Origin of the sequence: Staphylococcus hominis subsp. hominis, assembly GCF_002901845.1 — a bacterium.
In the GTDB taxonomy this organism is placed as follows: Bacteria; Bacillota; Bacilli; order Staphylococcales; family Staphylococcaceae; genus Staphylococcus; species Staphylococcus hominis.
Genome location: NZ_PPQE01000025.1, coordinates 620,002 through 640,384, shown reverse-complemented (window position 1 = coordinate 640,384; position 20,383 = coordinate 620,002). Strand labels below are relative to the sequence as shown.

Annotated in this window: 20 protein-coding genes; 5 read left to right on the top strand and 15 right to left on the bottom strand. The window is 29.8% G+C overall.

Features of this window, described 5'->3' with window-relative positions; genetic code table 11:
• Both thrC and CD034_RS04700 read right to left on the bottom strand, forming a co-directional pair.
• The gene (thrC, locus tag CD034_RS04705; protein ID WP_103288174.1) at positions 1-1,062 is read right to left on the bottom strand and encodes a threonine synthase; all 1,062 of its coding nucleotides are present in this window, start codon (positions 1,060-1,062) and stop codon (positions 1-3) included.
• Between the two features lie 5 nt (positions 1,063-1,067).
• Entirely contained in the window at positions 1,068-2,345 is a 1,278-nt protein-coding gene (locus tag CD034_RS04700; protein WP_049336365.1) for a homoserine dehydrogenase, read from the bottom strand.
• A 199-nt stretch (positions 2,346-2,544) separates the two neighbouring features.
• Between CD034_RS04700 and CD034_RS04695 the strand changes: the two genes are divergently transcribed.
• Positions 2,545-3,924: an aspartate kinase gene (locus CD034_RS04695; protein ID WP_002455386.1), complete on the top strand. Its 1,380-nt coding sequence runs from the start codon at positions 2,545-2,547 to the stop codon at positions 3,922-3,924.
• Positions 3,925-3,973: 49 nt separating this feature from the next.
• On the opposite strand, the gene CD034_RS04690 is transcribed toward CD034_RS04695, so the two are convergent.
• On the bottom strand, positions 3,974-4,555 hold the full coding sequence (locus CD034_RS04690; RefSeq protein WP_002448718.1) for a hypothetical protein: 582 nt from the start codon (positions 4,553-4,555) through the stop codon (positions 3,974-3,976).
• 317 nt (positions 4,556-4,872) lie between these two features.
• Here CD034_RS04690 and CD034_RS04685 point away from each other — a divergent pair, with 317 nt between their 5' ends.
• Positions 4,873-5,730 carry a hypothetical protein gene (locus tag CD034_RS04685; protein ID WP_103288173.1) on the top strand — a complete coding sequence of 286 codons (858 nt, stop codon included), beginning with the start codon at positions 4,873-4,875 and terminating at the stop codon, positions 5,728-5,730.
• A 51-nt stretch (positions 5,731-5,781) separates the two neighbouring features.
• On the opposite strand, the gene nucI is transcribed toward CD034_RS04685, so the two are convergent.
• Positions 5,782-6,327 carry a thermonuclease NucI gene (gene nucI / locus CD034_RS04680; RefSeq protein WP_002448734.1) on the bottom strand — a complete coding sequence of 182 codons (546 nt, stop codon included), beginning with the start codon at positions 6,325-6,327 and terminating at the stop codon, positions 5,782-5,784.
• 168 nt (positions 6,328-6,495) lie between these two features.
• Here nucI and CD034_RS04675 point away from each other — a divergent pair, with 168 nt between their 5' ends.
• Entirely contained in the window at positions 6,496-6,687 is a 192-nt protein-coding gene (locus CD034_RS04675; protein ID WP_002448766.1) for a hypothetical protein, read from the top strand.
• 105 nt (positions 6,688-6,792) lie between these two features.
• On the opposite strand, the gene CD034_RS04670 is transcribed toward CD034_RS04675, so the two are convergent.
• The 6 genes from CD034_RS04670 to CD034_RS04645 form a co-directional block, all read right to left on the bottom strand.
• A complete protein-coding gene (locus CD034_RS04670) occupies positions 6,793-7,395 on the bottom strand; it encodes a response regulator transcription factor (RefSeq protein ID WP_002448863.1) in 603 nt (200 codons plus the stop codon).
• Positions 7,392-8,486 (bottom strand): sensor histidine kinase, encoded by a 1,095-nt coding sequence (locus CD034_RS04665; protein WP_002448850.1) that lies wholly within the window; start codon positions 8,484-8,486, stop codon positions 7,392-7,394. The genes CD034_RS04670 and CD034_RS04665 overlap by 4 nt, the downstream gene beginning before the upstream one ends.
• Positions 8,487-9,221: an ABC transporter permease gene (locus CD034_RS04660; RefSeq protein ID WP_002448795.1), complete on the bottom strand. Its 735-nt coding sequence runs from the start codon at positions 9,219-9,221 to the stop codon at positions 8,487-8,489. It lies immediately after the preceding gene.
• Positions 9,214-10,092, bottom strand: coding sequence for an ABC transporter ATP-binding protein (locus tag CD034_RS04655; protein WP_103288172.1), 879 nt, complete (start codon positions 10,090-10,092; stop codon positions 9,214-9,216). Before CD034_RS04655 ends, CD034_RS04660 begins: the two co-directional genes overlap by 8 nt.
• Positions 10,093-10,235: 143 nt before the next feature.
• A complete protein-coding gene (gene cls, locus CD034_RS04650; RefSeq protein WP_103288171.1) occupies positions 10,236-11,717 on the bottom strand; it encodes a cardiolipin synthase in 1,482 nt (493 codons plus the stop codon).
• A 32-nt stretch (positions 11,718-11,749) separates the two neighbouring features.
• The gene (locus CD034_RS04645; RefSeq protein ID WP_002448761.1) at positions 11,750-11,944 is read right to left on the bottom strand and encodes a hypothetical protein; all 195 of its coding nucleotides are present in this window, start codon (positions 11,942-11,944) and stop codon (positions 11,750-11,752) included.
• Positions 11,945-12,168: 224 nt separating this feature from the next.
• On the opposite strand from CD034_RS04645, the gene CD034_RS04640 reads away from it, so the two are divergent.
• Positions 12,169-13,194, top strand: coding sequence for a threonine aldolase family protein (locus CD034_RS04640; protein ID WP_049431905.1), 1,026 nt, complete (start codon positions 12,169-12,171; stop codon positions 13,192-13,194).
• Between the two features lie 949 nt (positions 13,195-14,143).
• Here CD034_RS04640 and glnA read toward each other — a convergent pair.
• The 5 genes from glnA to hflX all read right to left on the bottom strand — a co-directional run bounded on the left by glnA (position 14,144) and on the right by hflX (position 19,713).
• Positions 14,144-15,484, bottom strand: a complete 1,341-nt coding sequence (gene glnA / locus CD034_RS04635; protein ID WP_002448751.1) for a type I glutamate--ammonia ligase — start codon at positions 15,482-15,484, stop codon at positions 14,144-14,146.
• 20 nt (positions 15,485-15,504) lie between these two features.
• A complete protein-coding gene (locus CD034_RS04630) occupies positions 15,505-15,873 on the bottom strand; it encodes a MerR family transcriptional regulator (RefSeq protein WP_161800506.1) in 369 nt (122 codons plus the stop codon).
• A 222-nt stretch (positions 15,874-16,095) separates the two neighbouring features.
• Positions 16,096-17,070 carry a tRNA dihydrouridine synthase gene (locus tag CD034_RS04625; RefSeq protein WP_071859422.1) on the bottom strand — a complete coding sequence of 325 codons (975 nt, stop codon included), beginning with the start codon at positions 17,068-17,070 and terminating at the stop codon, positions 16,096-16,098.
• Between the two features lie 140 nt (positions 17,071-17,210).
• Complete coding sequence (locus tag CD034_RS04620) at positions 17,211-18,449, bottom strand: methionine gamma-lyase family protein (protein WP_103288170.1); 1,239 nt, start codon at positions 18,447-18,449, stop codon at positions 17,211-17,213.
• A gap of 25 nt (positions 18,450-18,474) precedes the next feature.
• Positions 18,475-19,713 (bottom strand): GTPase HflX, encoded by a 1,239-nt coding sequence (hflX, locus tag CD034_RS04615; protein WP_103288169.1) that lies wholly within the window; start codon positions 19,711-19,713, stop codon positions 18,475-18,477.
• A gap of 109 nt (positions 19,714-19,822) precedes the next feature.
• Here hflX and CD034_RS04610 point away from each other — a divergent pair, with 109 nt between their 5' ends.
• On the top strand, positions 19,823-20,299 hold the full coding sequence (locus CD034_RS04610) for a glutathione peroxidase (RefSeq protein WP_002448833.1): 477 nt from the start codon (positions 19,823-19,825) through the stop codon (positions 20,297-20,299).
• Positions 20,300-20,383: the final 84 nt, after the last annotated feature.

The window sequence follows — 20,383 nt, the reverse complement described above, 5'->3', positions numbered from 1 at the left end:
TTAAAGTGTTCCTTTAATATAATTGATAATACTTTCTTTATTGTTTGGAAGCGGTTGAATTGGATTATCTAAAACTGAGATAGCAGTGTCTGGATCTTTTAGTCCATTACCAGTTAATATTGCTACTACTTTTTTACCTTTCGACAATTTTCCTGCACGTTGTAATTTGATTAAACCAGCAATTGAAGCATTACTTGCTGGTTCACTAAATACACCTTCTTTAGATGTCATTAATTGATACGCTTCTAAAATTTCATCATCAGTCACACTATCAATGAGGCCATTTGATTCTTCTAACGCAACAGTCGCTTTTTTCCAACTTGCTGGATTACCGATACGGATTGCTGTAGCGATTGTTTCAGGATTTTTAATGACTTTATTTTGAACAATTGGTGAGGCTCCTTCTGCTTGGAAACCAAATAATTGAGGAAGTTGACTTCCTTTTTTCTCATGATACTCTTTAAAGCCTTTCCAATAAGCAGTAATATTTCCTGCGTTGCCTACTGGGATTGCTAGAACGTCTGGAGCTTCTTCTAATTGCTCCACAATTTCAAATGCACCTGTTTTTTGTCCTTCTATTCTAAATGGATTAACAGAATTTACTAATTCAATATCATCATCATTTTGTGCAATCTCTTTAACGATTTCTAATGCTTCATCGAAGTTACCTTCAATTGAGACAATTTCTGCACCATACATGACCGCTTGCGAAAGTTTACCTAAAGCAATCTTTCCTTCGGGAATCACTACAATTGCTTTTAAACCTGCACGTGTAGCATAAGCTGCTGCTGAGGCAGAAGTGTTTCCTGTTGAAGCACAAATCACTACTTTTTTACCTTGTTCTTTCGCTTTTGTTACAGCCATTACCATTCCTCTATCTTTAAAAGAACCGGTTGGATTAGCACCCTCATATTTAACATATAAATCAATATCTAGCATTTCTGATATATTAGCACAGTGAATCAGTGGTGTATGTCCTTCATTTAAAGTAAGTTTAGGTGTATCTTCATTAACCGGTAAATAATCTTTAAATTCTTCTACTAAACCTTGCCATCTTTTCATAATTATTAAACTCCTTCAACTGGATAAATTTTTTCAATGTTGTAATTTGCTTTACTAAGTAGTGATTCAGGTGATTGGTCTAATCCGATAATCACAACGCCATAAGAACTAGAATCACGTTGTTCTATTTGAAGTGATTTATGGAATGGTAAATCTGATTTAAGTTGATCTTTAAGTTTATCAATTGATTCATTACTATGAATGACAACATAGTAATTTAATTTTTCTCCAATAGCAATTGCGTCACCATTATCCATTAATTCTCGAGTTTTATTTGTTTTTAATTCGAAATGAGGTGGAAGTGTATGTAAATTTGACTCAAAGAAGAGTGCTACATTTAATAAATCACTCACTACTGCACTACCAGTAGCTAAGCTACCTGCCCCTTTACCATAAAACATAGTATCCCCTACAGCATCTCCAATAACATAAATTGCATTGTATTCATTTTCTACTGCTGCAAGCTGATGTGATTTATGTATTAAGGTTGGTTCAACGGATGCATTAACTTCGCTATGATGATATGTACTTTTACCAATTAATTTAATCTTATAACCTAATTTGTCTGCTACATTAATATCAGATAACGTTGTTTTACTGATACCTTTTACTTTCACATCATTTAACTTAATTACTTGGTTAAATGATAAATAAGAAGTAATCACTACTTTTCTAGCTGCATCAATACCTTCCACATCATCAGTAGGATCTGCTTCAGCAAATCCTAATCTTTGTGCTTCAGCAAGTGCATCTTCAAATGAAGTTTGTTCTCTTGTCATTTTTGAAAGAATAAAATTTGACGTACCATTTAAAATCCCCATAAATTTAGAGATATTATTAGCATTTAACCCATTATTAATCGCGTTAACAATGGGAATACCACCTGCAACACTTGCTTCAAATTTTAAGGCTACTCCTTGTTGTTCTGCTAGGTTCTCTAGTAATTCTAAATGCACAGCAAGTAGATCTTTATTTGCTGTAATGACATGTTTTTTTCTTTTTAAAGATTCTCTTAACCAATCAACAGTTGGTTCAATTCCTCCCATTACTTCTATAACGATATCTATATCTTCATCGTTTAAAATTTCATTAATGTCTTCTGTTAAATGATATTGACTAATATTAATAGGTCTTTTTTTAGTGGTATCTCTTACTAAAATATGTTTAATAACAATATCTTTATTTAGAGTATCTTTAATTTGTTGTCGATTTTCTTCAATAATTTTTACTACACCTGAGCCTACTGTTCCTAACCCCAGTAATGCGACGTTTAATTCCTTCATAATTTTTATCTTCCTCCCATTTGTATTATTGAGAAGTACAATTGTTTTATTGAAAAACACTTAAATTTATTATACTATTAAATCAAATTAGTTGAATAGGACTTTTAAAAGAAAAAGTGAATATGTAGATATATATTATCATGTAGTATCAGGAAATTAAATAGAATTTTCTGATTTTTTAGAAAGGTTGGTAAATTTTATGAAAGTTGCTAAGTTTGGTGGAAGTTCTGTTTCAAATGCAACACAAATTAAAAAAGTCCTAAATATCGTCAATGATGACCCAGACAGAAAAATTATTATTGTATCTGCACCTGGTAAAAGACATAAGAATGACGTTAAAACAACTGACTTACTTATTCGTCTATATGAAAAAGTAATCAATCATTTGGATTATCAAGATAAAAAAAGAGAGATTATTCAACGTTATGCAGATATTTTAGAAGAATTAAATATGGAGTCTACACTCTTAGAAACAATAGATGAAACACTTGAAACAATCATTAAACAATTAAACGATAAGCATGATCGTTTATACGATGCATTGTTATCATGTGGTGAGAATTTTAATGCTCAACTTATCGCTAAATACAACGATTCTCAAGGCATTAAAACAACATATCTCTCACCAAAAGATGCTGGTATCTTAGTAACTGACTTACCACAACAAGCACAAATTTTAGAAGACGCTTATGATAAAATTTATAAATTAAGAGAAATTGAAGGAAAAATTATTATCCCAGGTTTCTTTGGTGTTTCTAAACATAACTATGTTGTTACATTTCCGAGAGGCGGTTCAGATATCACAGGTGCAATCATAGCACGTGGTATTAAAGCATCATTATATGAGAATTTTACAGATGTATCTGGTATTTTTAAGGCAAATCCAAATGTAATTGAACATCCTGAACTTATTGAAGAAATTACATATAGAGAAATGCGTGAGTTATCATATGCCGGCTTTAGTGTTTTTCACGATGAAGCATTACAGCCTTTATATAAACATAGAATACCCGTAGTCATTAAAAACACAAATCATCCAGAGGACAAAGGAACCTTTATTCGCCATGATCGTGAAGTCACAGATAAAAATCAAATTATTGGCATTAGTTGCGATAAAGATTTCACAGTTATAAATATTAAAAAATACTTAATGAATAGACAAATTGGTTTTACAAGAAGAATTTTAGAAATATTAGAAGACTATCATATCTCTTTCGATCATATGCCATCAGGTATTGATAATATTAGTATTATTATGCGTTCTAATCAAATTAAAGACAAAGAGAATGAAGTATTGAGTGCGATTAGAAAAAAATGTGATATTGATGAATTAAGCATTGATCATGACCTTGCCATCTTAATGATTGTCGGTGAAGGAATGACTCAATCTGTCGGGACTGCTAACACAATCACACATGCTCTAGCAGAATCCAATATCAACCTAAAAATGATTAATCAGGGTGCTTCTGAAATTTCTATGATGTTTGGTATTTCAAGAGAAAATGCAGATAAAGCTGTGTTATCAACTTATGAGTATTGCTATCATGGTGTATGCTTAAAAAATTTATGTCCTAAATAACAATTACATAAAAAAATCTGAGACATCTATTTGTCTCAGATTTTTTATATTAAACTTTTAGTGTAAGTGCTTTTTCAATTTTATGCTCTCCCACTACCATTTTTAAAATCACAAATTGATAATAGCTTAGAGCATCTAAAACTGACTTATAATTGGCTTCTAAATTATTTTGTTGATAATCTAATAAATCATACATTAATACGATTTCAGGTTTAATATAATCGACATCCCAAGTTAATGAATGAAAATAAATACTATTTTTAGGTAGTCGGATATTAGTGTTTAGTCTAAATATCCATTCCTCATTTATAACATCATAAATAAAAATACTTAAAATAACTTTATCATTATTAACAACGTTTATTTGAGAAATAGATGGAATATCTAAATTATTTTTATCCATGTTATGATTGGACATATCATAATATTTAAATGTATAACTTGAAGGAATAACTTTTAAAACCTCTACTATTCGTTTTCTTTCTACACAAATATCGACTTTCGAAGGTAATTCAAAAAGTTCATTTAAAAATAGTTGAATAGCAACTTCACCGTGAAATTTGAACGCTGTACGGCATTGATTTTTTAATATTCCAACTAGTTCTTCTACATGATTTTGGTGATGAGACATACAACTGTCCTCCTTAAAGGAAACGCTTTCATAAGTTAATTATACAGACACAATTTTATATTTTCAATTTTAATTTGTGAAAAATTTGTAATTCTTTTAACTCTTCTTTAGGTTATAAGATATAATTTTACACAATTTTATATTTATAATAATGAATAAATTATATCCTGCTATTATGTTCTTTTTCAACTTAAATTATCATTTTTTGTTTATTGAACATTAAATATATTTTGTTTATAATTAATTATTGATTTCTATAGAAAATTAATTTAATCATTAATCTTCTAATTTACAAATATTAAACAGGAGGTGAACATATGACACATACGATTATTCTGATTATTATTATTGTTATTCTTATACTTGCATTTATACTTAATCAAAGATACATGCAAGATAGAATAGATACTGAAGTTTACGCTAAAAATCAAATGGTCTCTAAAAATTCTTTACTCAGTAAAGAAAATTTAGAACTTAAAAATAAAATATTAAGTTCTAATAACGAGATTAGTCCTCATTCAAAACGTAATGCTAAACGTGAATTACAAGATATCTTAGACCGTTTTAAAGCTTCAAGAAAATTAAAATATTATAATATCATTACGACTAGTAATTTAGCTACTAAACATCCACTGTTTGAGTATGCAAGAACCTTTGACTATATAGTTGTATCTGACGTAGGTCTTATTAATATTGACGTTAAAAGTTGGAAACAAAAAACATTTTATCATTTTGATTTACCTACTTCTGATCACTTAGAGGGTAATGATCAAAGTGTAGAACAAATTGTAGGTCATTATATTAGTAAGCAATATCATAGTCAATTTGATTCAAATCGTAATGAAATATATACTTTTGTTGAAAAAATTCAAAACAATCGAGTCATCTATGAATTTTATCAACATGATCCTTATGAACAAGCTGCTATTAATGCAAAAATCTTAAAAGATGGCATTGAAAAATATTTTAATCATAAAGTTCAAAGTATTGGGGTCATTTATTTTAGTGATGGTAGTGTTAATATAATTGAAGGTGCTGACGAAAAAGAGAAATATATTGATACAGTATCCACGAAATCTTCTTTAGAATCTGTGATTAATAATGCTATTGAATTATCTAAACACCCTCTATCTGAAACTCAAGTTAATACTATTGTTGAAAACTTTCATAACTAAACAATGAGTATGGGAGAACATTCTTGACGAATGTTCTCCCATACTCATTTTTTAACTCCAAAGATTCACTTTATCTTTTTTAGCTTGCTGTTCATCTTTTTCAAATGTACTTCTATATTTACCGTTAGGTGAAAAGTATTTTTCACGAGCTAATCCTTTTTTAACTAATTCTTCGTTATACATTGTTTTTTCATCTAACCATACATAGGCTAATGTACGACCATAACGGTCTTCTTTTTCCTTATCATATTCTAAATACACATCTTTATTATTTAAATGTTGTTTGCTGTAATTAGAAGCTTCTTTTCCATAAGGTTGAACTGGTGTGTTAGGTTTAACCGTTTCTGGTGTATCAACACCAATTAAACGTACCTTAATTTGCTCACCATTTGATTTCTTAGCCACAAATGTATCTCCATCTACAACCCGATCAACGTGGACTTTTTCTTTTCCTTTAAATTCTGTCTGTGTTGAATTAGATGAAGAATGTTGACTATCGTCTTTAAATGGCCCTGTATGATTTAAAAATTGAAATGCTAATACGCCAATAACAATGACAGCAAAAACAATTATTGTTAAATTTTTCTTTGAATTCATAGGTGCCTCCTATATTATATTTTTAATACTCAAATATAATATATAATATGTATTTAATAATCAATCAATACTTTCGACCTAAAAAGTCTACCTATATTGAATTTATTTTCAAAAAATGATTAATTGATATTCAACATGATATAATTATACATGTTAGGAGTGAAATACATGAGCGAACGTAATGAAAATTTAGTCACGATGATTGCTGTCGTAATTGCTATTATCGTTGGCGTTATTTTACAAATCGTTTATAAACTGCCTATTATTGTTTCGGTTGTTATAGCAGTATTGTTAGGCATTTTAGTTGGATTTATTGTTTATATTATTCAAAGTATTATACGTAAACGAAAAGATAAATAAGGGAGTATCATACAACGTCACTCTCAATAAAAGACTGAATTGAAAACATTAAATATCATTCAATTCAGTCTTTTTTATATATTATTTAAAATTTTTTACTTACTTTTATATCCATCCTTTTTCTTTCGCCTGCTTCCAAGCATTAAACCGATTATCTGCATTTAATTTATCAATTATATTAGACGTATAATTTCTTACTGTTCCATCTGAGAGATAAAGTTTTTCTGCAATTTCTTTACTACTTAGATTATTTCCAATTTCACGTAATACAACTTGTTCTTTATGTGTTAAGGGATTAGATTCTTTAAATAAAGTAGTCATTAATGAAGTACTATACTCTTTTTCACCTTTCATGACGTTTTGGATAGTTTGTATTAAATCTTCTACTGAACGTTCCTTCAATACGTATGCATCTACATCATTAGCCACAGCTTTTTCAAAATAACCTGGTCTTTTAAATGTTGTTACAATAATGACTTTAGTATCTAATTTAAATTCTTTTATTTTAACTAATACTTCTAATCCTGTCAGTCCAGGCATTTCAATATCTAATATAGCAATATCTGGATGATACTTTTCAATAAAATCAAATGCGTCAACCCCATTACCACAGTCCTCAATCACGTTCATTTGGTCATTGAATTCAATCAGTTGAACCATCGCTTTTCGCAACATATATTGATCTTCTGCTATTATAATGCTAATCATTTAATATCCTCTCTTGGTATTATAATACGTATATGCATACCACTTTTATCTTTAATTTCTAGCTTTCCATTAAGAAATTGAACTCTATTTTCTATACTTTCTAACTTAATGTCTTCTGTATCGTTTAAACCTTTTCCATTATCTTGAATAATTAAGTAGAGTTCATTTTTTTCTTGTCTAACCTCACAACAGATTTTACTAGCATTTGCATGTTTAATGACATTATTGATTGCTTCTCTCAAAATCATTGATAGTATAGATTGCTTTGTTGGATTTAAAACATTTACCTTTCTTATATTTTTTAATTCAAATTGAATGTTTGCATCTTTTAAAACAGTTTTTATAGATTGAATTTCCTCTTCAAAACTTTGAGATTTTAAATTTTCAATAATATTTCTTACCTTAATTAAGGTAGCTTTAGATATCTGATTAATCGCTAATATTTCATTTTTAGCTTTTTCTTGATTTTTATCAATCAACTTATATGCCAATTCTGATTTTAAACTAAGGCTTACAAATACATGCCCTAGTGTATCATGTAAATCTTGCCCTATACGTTGACGTTCTTGTTCTGCAATTAATGTATTAATATACTTATTTTTCTCTTCTATTTCTTTTTTTAATGCTCTATCTTTTTTAGTTTTAAAATTTCCTAGTGTAATAATTAAAATAACTAAATAAAAGATAATTAATACAGAAACATATTCTATTTGATAAAAACTTGTAATTGTGAGACATAAAAGCATTGCAATTATAAATGTAATAAATTCTTTAGACTTAATTGTTACTTCAAACATGAAAGGTAATGCAAATGCGCTAAAGAAAAAGAATAAGCTATTCATTGGATTAATAGTATAAACAAAATATATAATTCCTACATAATGAACCACTAATAGGCTATATATTACGTTATTGTTAAATCGATAATAATATATTACTAACATAAGATAAGACACAATGAAAATAGCTAAAACAATTAAATATACAGTTTGAGAACCTCGTTTTTCATTAAAGATGCTTATAATTGGAAATAACAAATATAAAAGCGTAGAAAGTTCTCCTAATCTAATACTCCATTTTCTTTTTTCCATCTAGTTCACTTCTTTTCTTTGGTTAATCCACATTGCAATAATTAAAAACATTATACTATATACAATTAAAGTAAATAATGAAGTAATGTTTAATCCTTGATTTTTAACTAATTCCAGTGCCAAATTTTTCAAATGATATGTTGGAGTAATTTTCGAAATTTTTTGTAACCAAATTGGAAATGTTTGAACTGGAAACCACAATCCTCCTAATATCGCTAACAACATATTAATTATGTTTGCTATACTATTTGCCTTTTGTGTCTCATTAAATTGAGCGATTACTAGTCCTAATGTTAAAAATAAACTTGCACCTACCCATAATGAAACACCTGAAAGCAACCATTGTTGTATACTCATGTTTACGTGTTTATATAGATGAGCAACAGTAAAAATTAAAATAATAGCCAATAAAAATAGCATTATTGTTTTTATTATTTTAGTAGTAAAATAGGTTTTACTAGATAAAGGCGTTACCATTAATCGTTTAAACCAACCTGTGTTTCTTTCTTCAATAATCTCTATAGGAAATTGCATTAAACAAAAACTCATCAAGCTAAACACTGTCATACTATACATATATTCTTTATAGAACTGCTGTTTCTCCTCTTCAGGTAAGTCTAGTAAAGAAGTAAATAATAAATAAAAGCCTACCGGTAATATGATTGATAAGAATGTAGTTAGTTTCTTTCGAAAAATAATTTTAAATTCTGTTTTTAATAAAGCGATATTATTCATTTTTAGTCTCTCCCTCTTTTACATCAGCAAATAAAATTGTTTCTAACAATGTTTGCTTTTCAATAGTAATGTCATTTAAATTTAAATTTAATTTTTCCAAATAATATATTACTTTCTTAACATCAGATGTTTTAATTTTTAAAGTAGTATCTTCAATTTTTACATCAAAATAATTTGTTAAATTCTGTAAATTATTGTCTACTGTATTTGGCACTTTAATTATTGAATATTGTTGGTTGGTTAATATATTTCTAGGTGAATCATTTAACTTAATAATACCTTGATCAAGAAATATAACTTTATCTGCCGTTCGTTCTACTTCTTCAATATAATGAGAAGTATAAAAAATAGATACATTTTCTTTTTTTAATTTCCCTATCATTGTCCAGAAATGTTCTCGCATTTCAACATCCATAGCTGCAGTAGGTTCATCTAAAATGAGAAGCTTTGGTTTTCCTATTAAACACAATCCAAAATCTAATATACGTTGTTGTCCACCAGATAAGTGATTTGCATACAGATTCAACTGGCTATCATTCAATTTTGTAATTTTTTTAAATTCATCTATTGAAATTGCATCCTTGTACAGTTGACAAAATAATTTATATAATTCTTTTACTTTTATTAACCTAGGAAAAGATGTTTTTTGAAATAATACACCAATATGATTTAAATTTAATACATGATCTATATCTATAATTTCTCCCGTATCTGCTTTCAAATGATTAATTAAAATATTAATTAAAGTTGATTTTCCGGCTCCATTTTTTCCTATTAATGCAGTACTCATACCCTTTTCTATATTTAGTGATATGTTTTTCAATACTGTCTTTCCATTATATCTTTTAGATAAATGTCGAATTTGAATCATAACTCATCACTTCCTTTTGTTAATATCAATAATTTATCAACAAACAAGTTATAATTTCAGATAAAAATGTCATTATTTTTAAGTGACATTTGTCACATTAATAAAACCGACAAAGCACAATGCTTTGTCGGTTTTATTAATTCTTACAAGATTGGGGATAATAATTCGGCAATATCTTCTTTTAATTTAATTGATAATGGCCGTTTTTTATATTTCTCAAGTGTAAGTTGTTTAGACTTTTTAATATCTTCTTTATACGCCTCTTTTAACTTCTTAGCTAATTGTTCATCATATACGAATGCATTAACTTCAAAGTTCAATACAAAGCTTCTGTAGTCCATATTAGATGAACCTACACTACTGACTTCATCATCAATCATTAACATTTTAGAATGTATAAATCCATTTTGATACGTATACACTTTTACTCCATACTCAAGTAATTCAGCAACATTTGAAAATGTAGACCAGTAGACAAAGGGATGATCAGGTTTACATGGAATCATTATGTTAACATCAACGCCAGTATTGGCTGCCATTTTCAATGCATTAATGTAAGCTCGATCTGGTATAAAGTAAGGTGTTTGAATATAAATAGATTTTTTCGCACTCATAATCATTTTGGTATATCCAAACTCAATTTGATGTAATTCATATGCAGGTCCACTTGAACCAATTTGAATGGCTGAATGACCATTGTGTACTTTCTTTTTAGGAAAATACTTATTATCATATTCAAATTGTGGACGATGTGCTTGAGAGTTCCAATCAAGAATAAATCTAATTTGAAGTGCATTTACAACATCACCTTGTACTCTTAAATGCGTATCTCTCCAGTATCCTAGTTTACCTAAACCTAAATAATCGTCACCTACGTTAAATCCACCAATATACCCGATTTGACCATCAATAACAATAATCTTCCGATGGTTACGATTATTCATTCTAAAGTTAATAATTGGTAGTTTAGATGCAAAAAATGCTTCTACCTCTCCACCTAATGATTCAAAACGTTTAAATTTGTGACGTTTTAATTTTTTTGAACCCACATCATCGTAGAGTAATTTAACTTCTAAACCTTCTTTTAACTTTGTTTCTAGGGCATCGATAATTCGTTTGCCTAGACCATCGATTTCAAATCCAAAGTACTCTAAATGTATGTAACCTTTCGCATTATAAATATCTTCGATTACTTTGTCATATAATTCATGACCATCAATAAATAAATCAATTGTATTGTCTTCAGTAATAAAAGCATCTTGTTTCTTTAATAGCATTCTTGCCATATCTTGATGATTTTGTAGCTGCTTATTTTCTGTATGATAGTTGTGATGATCAATTTTATGAGCTTGTTCATCAATTAAATCTTTATAAACATCTATCTCTTTACCATTATTTTTCTCCATTTTTCTTTTTGAAACTGTTCTACCGAAAAATAGATAAAGAATAAATCCAAGCACTGGTAATACAAATAATACAAATATCCAAGCCCATGTCGAAGATGCACTACGTCTGTTACGCTCTAGAAAAATCAAAATAAAAGCCAACACTAAATTGACTAAAAATCCAAGCACTAAAATGATATTCAATATTGTACCAATTTTAGGGCCAAAAAGACTTATCATAATTCTAAACTCCTACTTCTCAAATTCAACTTTTATTTATCGGCTAATATTAAAAAGGCACTTAATATTTCTTCATTATTAGGAAATTGGCGTTCTTCAATTTTATCAATTGAAACATTTAATAATTCATAGCGACTACCTTCTTCACTTGCTAAATATTGATTAATTTCATTTTCCAATTCTTCAATTGTTTGTTCTTGAATTCTTTTAAATTTTACTTTGCTCATTTGTAACACTCCATTTCATATATTTGTTTAAATCATAGTCTTTTTACATATATTTATCAACTAAATTGTAAGGATAATAGGATATCTTTTAAAAACGCTTACATTTTTATTTTTATTCACTTAAATTCACATTTGTAAAAAGGTGGTGTATACTAAACACATTCTATTCGAATTTTCAGAATAATCAGTTTAGAATAAGCATAAGGAAGTTAGGGAGGAATTCGATGATATCTTTTGAAAATGATTACCTAGAAGGTGCACATCCAAAAATTTTACAACGTTTTATTGATACAAATTATATTCAAGCTTCGGGTTATGGGGATGATCAATTTTCAAAACAAGCCGCTGATCAAATTCGAAAAACGATTCAATGTCCTGAAGCCACTGTTCGCTTTTTAGTTGGTGGTACACAAACAAATCAAGTTGTTATTAATACTGTATTAAAGCCATATGAAGGAGTTATTTCAGCAGATACAGGTCATGTGGCAGTACATGAAGGGGGCGCTATAGAATTTAGTGGTCATAAAGTATTAGCAGTGCCATCTTATGAAGGTAAGATTTCACCTAAAGAAGTAAATACCTATCTTGAAACTTTTTATAGTGATTTCAAGCGTGAACATATGGTATTTCCTGGTATGGTATATATTTCTCATCCTACTGAATATGGAACGCTTTATAGTAAAGAAGAACTCAAGAATTTATCAGACGTCTGTAAAGAACATCATATTCCATTATTTATGGATGGTGCACGATTAGGTTATGGTTTAATGAGTAACGAAACAGATGTCACAATTGAAGATATTGCTAATTACTGTGACATTTTTTATATTGGTGGTACAAAGATTGGTGCACTATGTGGTGAAGCGATTGTATTCACAAATAATAATGAACCTACACATTTCACTACACGTATTAAACAGCATGGTGCCCTACTTGCTAAGGGACGTTTAGTTGGTATTCAATTTTTGGAATTATTTACTGATAACTTGTATTTTGAAATTAGTCGACATGCTATTAATATGGCGAATAAAATGAAACAAGGATTTATCGATAAAGGTTATAAAGTGTATTTTGATTCTCCTACTAATCAACAGTTTTTCGTATTAAGTGATGATAAGATTAAAGATCTTCAGAGTAAGGTGAAATTTGCAATTTGGGAAAAATACGATGATACACATCGTGTTGTTAGATTTGCAACAAGTTGGGCAACAACTGAGGAAAATATAGATAAACTTTTAGAATTAATTTAACTATTAATTGATTTAATATAGACCTTAAGATGACGTACTTTGGGTCTATATTTTTATGTTTACATAATATTTTTATAATTTATAAAGGTTTTACTGATATATTTAATAAATATTATCTAAAATAGGATTTACATATTATGAAAAAAATTAGTGGCAGGCGAACATGAAAAACAAAAAAAATATACTTCTTAAAATATCGATAAAAAAGATAAAAAAAGCAAGATAATAACAAAAATAAAAAACACATCATCTTATCATTTGATTACTTAAAACTCTCAATCAAACTGCAAATAAGAATCAAGCAGCAATACAATTCAATACTATTCAAAATAATAATAGTAAACAAAATCAATATTATAATGAATGGTATTAACTGGTGATACGATTGGATACATCACACCTGATGATACACAGTGTACTATATATCTCCGTCACAACAAAATAGTAACCAGAAAACTTATAATCATAACGAAATTTACAGAACGAAAGAAGAGCAAAAAGTCCGTAATCACTTGATTAATAGATACAATATCAAGTTGATTGGTCAAAGCAACATTAAAATTAATGTATATACTTTTATTTATTTTCGGAATATTTCTAATTAAAAGAAGTTTTTCTCATTTTCTATATTTGTGCGTCATTATTGTCTAAATTCTTATTGTTCTGTCTTTCTGTCATAATATTACTTTGAATGTTCTAAATAAAAATTAACATTTATAAACTAATATTGAAAATTAAATAAAAAGCTAAACGATCTATGATTAAACTAAAAAATTTTGAAAAGTATATAAAGAATGTTTTTTAATACTTACTTGACCAAAAATTGACCAATTCACTACTTTTTAAGAAAGTGATCAAGTAAAAATAGATTATTTTTAAATAAAAAAGAAGCTAAGGCATGTGCCTTAACTCCTTATATCCCTAAGTCTTTCCCCTTTTTGCTTAGCGATTAGTATTGTTTCATATATTGATCGCGTTCCCATTCAGACACTTGAGTTCTGTAATAGTCCCATTCGATAGATTTAGAATTAATAAATTGATTATAGATGTGATTGCCTAATGCTTTTTTAACTGTATCGTTTTCACGCATTGCTTTTAATGCAGTATAAAGTGTAGATGGTAAATCTTGAATACCTACTGCTTCACGTTCTTCACGATTCATTTCATAAATATTTTGGTTTACTGGTTCTGGTACTTTAGTTTTGTTTTTAATACCGTCTAAACCAGCTTGTAAGATCGCAGCTAAAGCCATATATGGGTTAGCTGCTGGGTCAACTGAACGTACTTCAATACGAGTTGATAAACCTCTTGAAGTAGGTACACGTACTAATGGAGAACGGTTTTTACCACTCCAAGCAATGTAACATGGCGCTTCGTAACCAGGTACTAAACGCTTATATGAATTGACTAATGGGTTACATACTGCTGTAAATCCACGTGCATTATTTAAGATACCTGCAGTAAAGTGATAAGCATCTTCAGTTAATTGGTCTTTGCCGTTTGGATCAAAGAATGCATTTTCTTTACCTTTGAATAAAGATACGTTGAAGTGCATACCACTTCCATTTACACCAAATAATGGTTTTGGCATAAATGTCGCATGTAAATTATGTTTACGTGCAATTGTTTTAACAACTAATTTAAATGTTTGAATGTTGTCACATGCTGAAATTGCATCTGCATATTTGAAGTCAATTTCGTGTTGACCTGGTGCTACTTCATGGTGACTTGCTTCGATATCAAAGCCCATATCTTCTAATTCAAGGACGATGTCACGACGACAATTTTCACCTAAGTCAGTTGGTGCTAAGTCAAAGTAACCACCATTATCATTTAATTCTAATGTTGGTTCACCTTTTTCATCCAATTTGAATAAGAAGAATTCCGGTTCAGGTCCTAAGTTGAAATCTGTATAACCTAAGTCTTCCATTTCTTTTAATATACGTTTTAAGTTCGTACGTGGATCCCCAGCAAATGGTTCTCCATCAGTTGTATAAACATCACAAATTAAACGTGCTACTTTGCCTTGACCTGCTGTCCAAGGGAAGATAACCCAAGTATCTAAATCTGGGTATAAATACATATCTGATTCTTCAATACGTACGAAACCTTCGATTGAAGATCCATCAAACATCATTTCATTATCTAACACTTTTTCTAATTGGCTTACTGGAACTTCCACATTTTTAATTGTGCCTAAGATATCAGTGAATTGTAATCTTAAATATCTTACGTTTTCCTCTTTTGCAAATTTGCGAATATCTTCTTTTGTAAAAGTACGTTTTGACATGGTAGACATCCTCCAAGTTATTAATTAATAAATCGTGATAAATCGCCACGGTTTATCGGTAAAGCTTCACTGCGCGGTTTCTGAGTTGCATCTACAATCATTCTTTTTCTCGTTTCTTGTTCATCAGTAGTTAAGTGCCCTTGATTATTTGTAATTATTTGTTTAATACCTTTTAAATTAAAACCTTTTTCAATTAACGCTTTAATTTCTAACAGTCTCTCTAAATCATTCATAGAGAATAACCTTTTATTTCCTTCGGTACGTTCGGGCTTAATGAGTTCATGTGTTTCATAATAACGTATTTGTCTTGCTGTGAGTTCTGTCAATTTACAAACAACACTCATAGAGAACACGGCCATATTACGTCTTATTGTATCGTTAGACACTATAACCTCACCTCTACTTTTGAACTTGTCTATAATTTAGCATAGATTAATACGAAATACAAAAATATGTCAGGTTTTCTTACATGAAAATAAATATTTCTTACATATAAACATAAAGCCCATAGATACAGTTATCTACAGGCTTTTTACTATTTAAAAATTATTTTTTACGACATCAATACGATAGCGTATTCTTATTGTTGAGTTTTGAAAACTTAAGCTTCATTAATGGTTATCTTCCATATTTGCTTCAAAATCATCAAGTAATGCTCGAGCTTCATCCACAGTTTCTGTACTCATTAATTGATGTCGTAATTCACTTACACCTCTAATACCTCGCACATAAATTTTAAAGAAACGTCGTAAACTTTTAAATTGTTGTGTTTCTTCATTTGAATACTTTTCAAATAACTCTAAATGTAATCTAAATAAATCCAAGAGTTCTTTACTTGTATGTTCGCGTGGGTCTTTTTCAAAAGCAAAAGGATTATGGAAAATACCTCTTCCAATCATCACTCCATCAATACCATATTTCGTCGCAAGTTCCATTCCTTTTTGTCTATCTGGAATATCACCATTAATAGTTAATAATGTTTGAGGCGCCACTTCATCACGCATTTCTTTAATGGCTTCAATTAATTCCCAATGTGCATCGACTTTGCTCATTTCTTTACGTGTACGAAGATGGATAGATAAGTTTGCAATGTCTTGCTTAAATACATGTCTTAACCATTCTTTCCATTCCTCTATATTATAATAACCTAGACGTGTTTTAACACTAACAGGTAGTCCACCTGCCTTGGCTGCTTGAATAATTTCAGCTGCTCTTTCTGGTCTTAAAATTAACCCAGACCCTTTACCCTTTTTGGCAACATTTGCGACAGGACAGCCCATATTTAAATCAATACCTTTAAAGCCCATATCTGCTAAACCAAAACTCATTTCTTTAAATTGTTCTGGCTTATCACCCCATATATGAGCAACCATAGGCTGTTCATCTTCACTGAATGTTAAACGCCCTCGTACACTATGTATCCCTTCTGGATGACAAAAACTCTCCGTATTTGTAAATTCAGTAAAAAATACATCCGGTCTCGCTGCTTCACTTACTACATGTCGAAAAACAATGTCTGTCACGTCTTCCATCGGCGCTAAAATGAAAAATGGACGTGGTAATTCATTCCAAAAATTTTCTTTCATAATTGATTTAAACCTTCTTATTCATTAGTATCTCGCATAATTAACCATGATATATTATCATAAAATAAATCCATATACAAAAAGAAATTCACTCTCATTATTTTTATTACTATTTATTTTTGAATATTTTGTTATACTACTTAAATTAAATTCTGTTCTTTTAAATTCATTACTGCACGTGTTACTGCAATTTTAACATGTTCATAAGTTAGACCACCTTGCACATATGCCTCATAAGGCGGACGAATCGGACCATCTGCTGATAATTCAATAGAGGAGCCTTGCACAAATGTTCCTGCTGCCATGATGACATCATCTTCATAACCAGGCATATAACTAGGTTCAGGACTAAAGTGTGCATTAATTGGTGAAGCATGTTGAATACTTTGACAAAATGCAATCATCTGTTCTTTTGTATCAAATTGAACGGTTTGAATTAAGTCTGTACGCTTAGCATCGTACTTGGGTACTGTGTTCATATTCATTTTTTCAAGAAGTAAACTTGTAAATAGTGCGCCTTTTAAGCTTTGACTCACTACATGCGGTGCTAAAAAGAATCCTTGATACATTTCTTGCAATGAAGATAATGAAGCACCCGCTTCTTTACCAATCCCAGGTGCAGTTAAACGATAACCACATCGTTCGATTAAATCTTTTCGTCCTGCAATGTAACCACCAATTTTGGCTAATCCACCACCAGGATTTTTTATTAATGACCCTGCAATTAAATCTGCGCCCACTTCTATTGGTTCTCGACGCTCTACAAACTCTCCGTAGCAATTATCTACAAAAACAATTACATTTGGATATCGTTGTTTAATTTGAGAAATAACATTTTCTATTTCATCTACTGTAATTGAAGGTCGTTGGCCATACCCTTTTGAACGTTGAATAGCAACAACTTTCGTTTGTTTCGAAATAGTATTTAAAACCATTTCAATATCAATCATTCCATCTTTTAATGCAACTTCTTTATATGTCACACCATGCTCTTTGAGACTTTCAATACCATTACCATTAACACCAATCACTTCAAGTAAGGTGTCATAAGGACTACCTGTAATGTACATCAATTCATCGCCATATTTGAGTGTACTTTGCAATGCTAATGTAATTGCATGAGTACCTGAAATAATTTGAGGTCTAACAATTGCATCTTCTGCTTTAAACGTATAAGCATATATCTCTTCTAAATGATCACGTCCAAAATCATCATAACCATATCCTGTAGAACCTACTAAATCATTCTCGCTCGCTTTAACATGATGAAAAGCATCAAGAACCTTTTCCTGGTTGATATAAGCAGTTTCTTCAATTTCTTTAAAAAAGGGTGTTAACGTTTCTTCTACTTCAGAAACGATGTGTTGAATATCTGACATGCAATTTATCTTCCTTTATATATAATTATTTTCTATATCCTTTAACGATATAACTTTCATTATTCTCATCAAATTTCATTTCTTCGATAAGTGTATGTTGTTTTAAAAAATATAATCTATCTGCATCTTCACTAGATACAGTTTCTACGTAATATGACAAAGTCGCTTTTATTTGATCAAACAGTAACTGCTTCACTTTTAATTTATCTTCACTATTGCGACTTGATACAAATACAGACGGATGGTCTGATACCAGTACATCAGTTTCTTCAGAACATTGATCTTTTTTATTAAAAATGATTGCTTGTGGAAGGTCATCCATATCTAAGTCTTTTACCAATTGATTAACCGTATCATATTGAGCTCGATATTCTGGATGACTTGCATCAACAACATGTAGAAGTAGATTTGCGCTTTTTGCTTCTTCTAATGTCGACTTAAATGCTGCTACTAATGTTGTAGGCAACTTTTGAATGAAGCCTACGGTATCAGAAATAATTAAATTAAACCCATTGTTAATTTGTATTTGTCGTGTTTTAGGGTCAAGTGTGGCAAATAGTAAATCTTTTTCAAAAGTCGTTTCGTTTGCTAAAACATTAAACCAAGAAGATTTTCCAGCATTGGTATAGCCAATAAGTGCAATTTGAAATACTTGATTTTGTTCGCGTTGATTACGATATCTTTCACGATGTTCGACCACTGTTTTAAGTTGATGTTTAATTTCATTCATACGTGTTCTAATATGACGTCTATCCATTTCTAATTTTGTTTCACCAGGACCACGCGTACCAATTCCCCCGCCTAAACGAGATAAACTTTTTCCATGTCCTTGTAATCTAGGGAGTAAGTAATCGAGTTGAGCTAATTCAACTTGTAATTTACCTTCTCTACTACGCGCTCTTAAAGCAAAAATTTCAAGAATGAGCTGTGTTCTATCGATAATTTTAATGCCCAAATTATCATTTAATGTTTTCGATTGTGCTGTTGTTAATTCATCATTTGTCACAACAACATCGATGTCATGAAATTCTATAAAAGCTTTAATTTCATCAATCTTACCTTTGCCAACATAATATTTATAATCAAATTGATCTTTATTTTGAGTGACTTGTCCTATAACATCTAATTGACAAGTCAATGCTAAAGCTTCTAATTCTTCCATTGTAGATTCAAAATTATATTGATGATCACTTTGAGCATGTACACCAACTAATACAGCAGTTTCTAGCTTTTTCTTAGTATCATAAGTGTGTTGCTGAGCCATGATATACATCTCCTTTTTTAACATGTCTTACATATTCTATCATAGAGCAAGTTTAAAGACTAACGACTAAAACTATGTTAAATTAAAGCTAAGTTGAAAGGGTGATAGTATGGAAAATATTTATGATTTTGAAGTTCAAAAATCTAATGGTGAAAATTATAAATTAGATGTATATAAAGGCGATGTTATGCTTATCGTTAATACAGCGAGTGAATGTGGATTTACACCACAATTTGAAGGATTACAAGAACTATATAATAAATATAAGGACCAAGGATTTATTGTTTTAGGTTTCCCATGCAATCAGTTTGGTGGTCAAGAACCTGGTTCTGGTGCTGAAGCAAATCAAAATTGTAAAATTAACTACGGTGTCACATTCCCTATTCACGAAAAAGTTGACGTTAAAGGCGATAACCAACATCCATTGTTTCGTTATTTAACAAGTCAAGCTAAAGGTATGTTAAGTGAAAAAATTAAATGGAATTTTACTAAGTTTTTAGTAGACCGTGAAGGTAATATTGTTCAACGCTTCTCACCTCAGAAAAAACCTGCTCAAATTGAAAAAGATATTGAAAAACTTCTATAAATAAATAAAAGCTTCAATATAGATGACTATGTCATAGACAATCGTTCTATATTGAAGCTTTGTTTTATTACAAACATTTCCTCT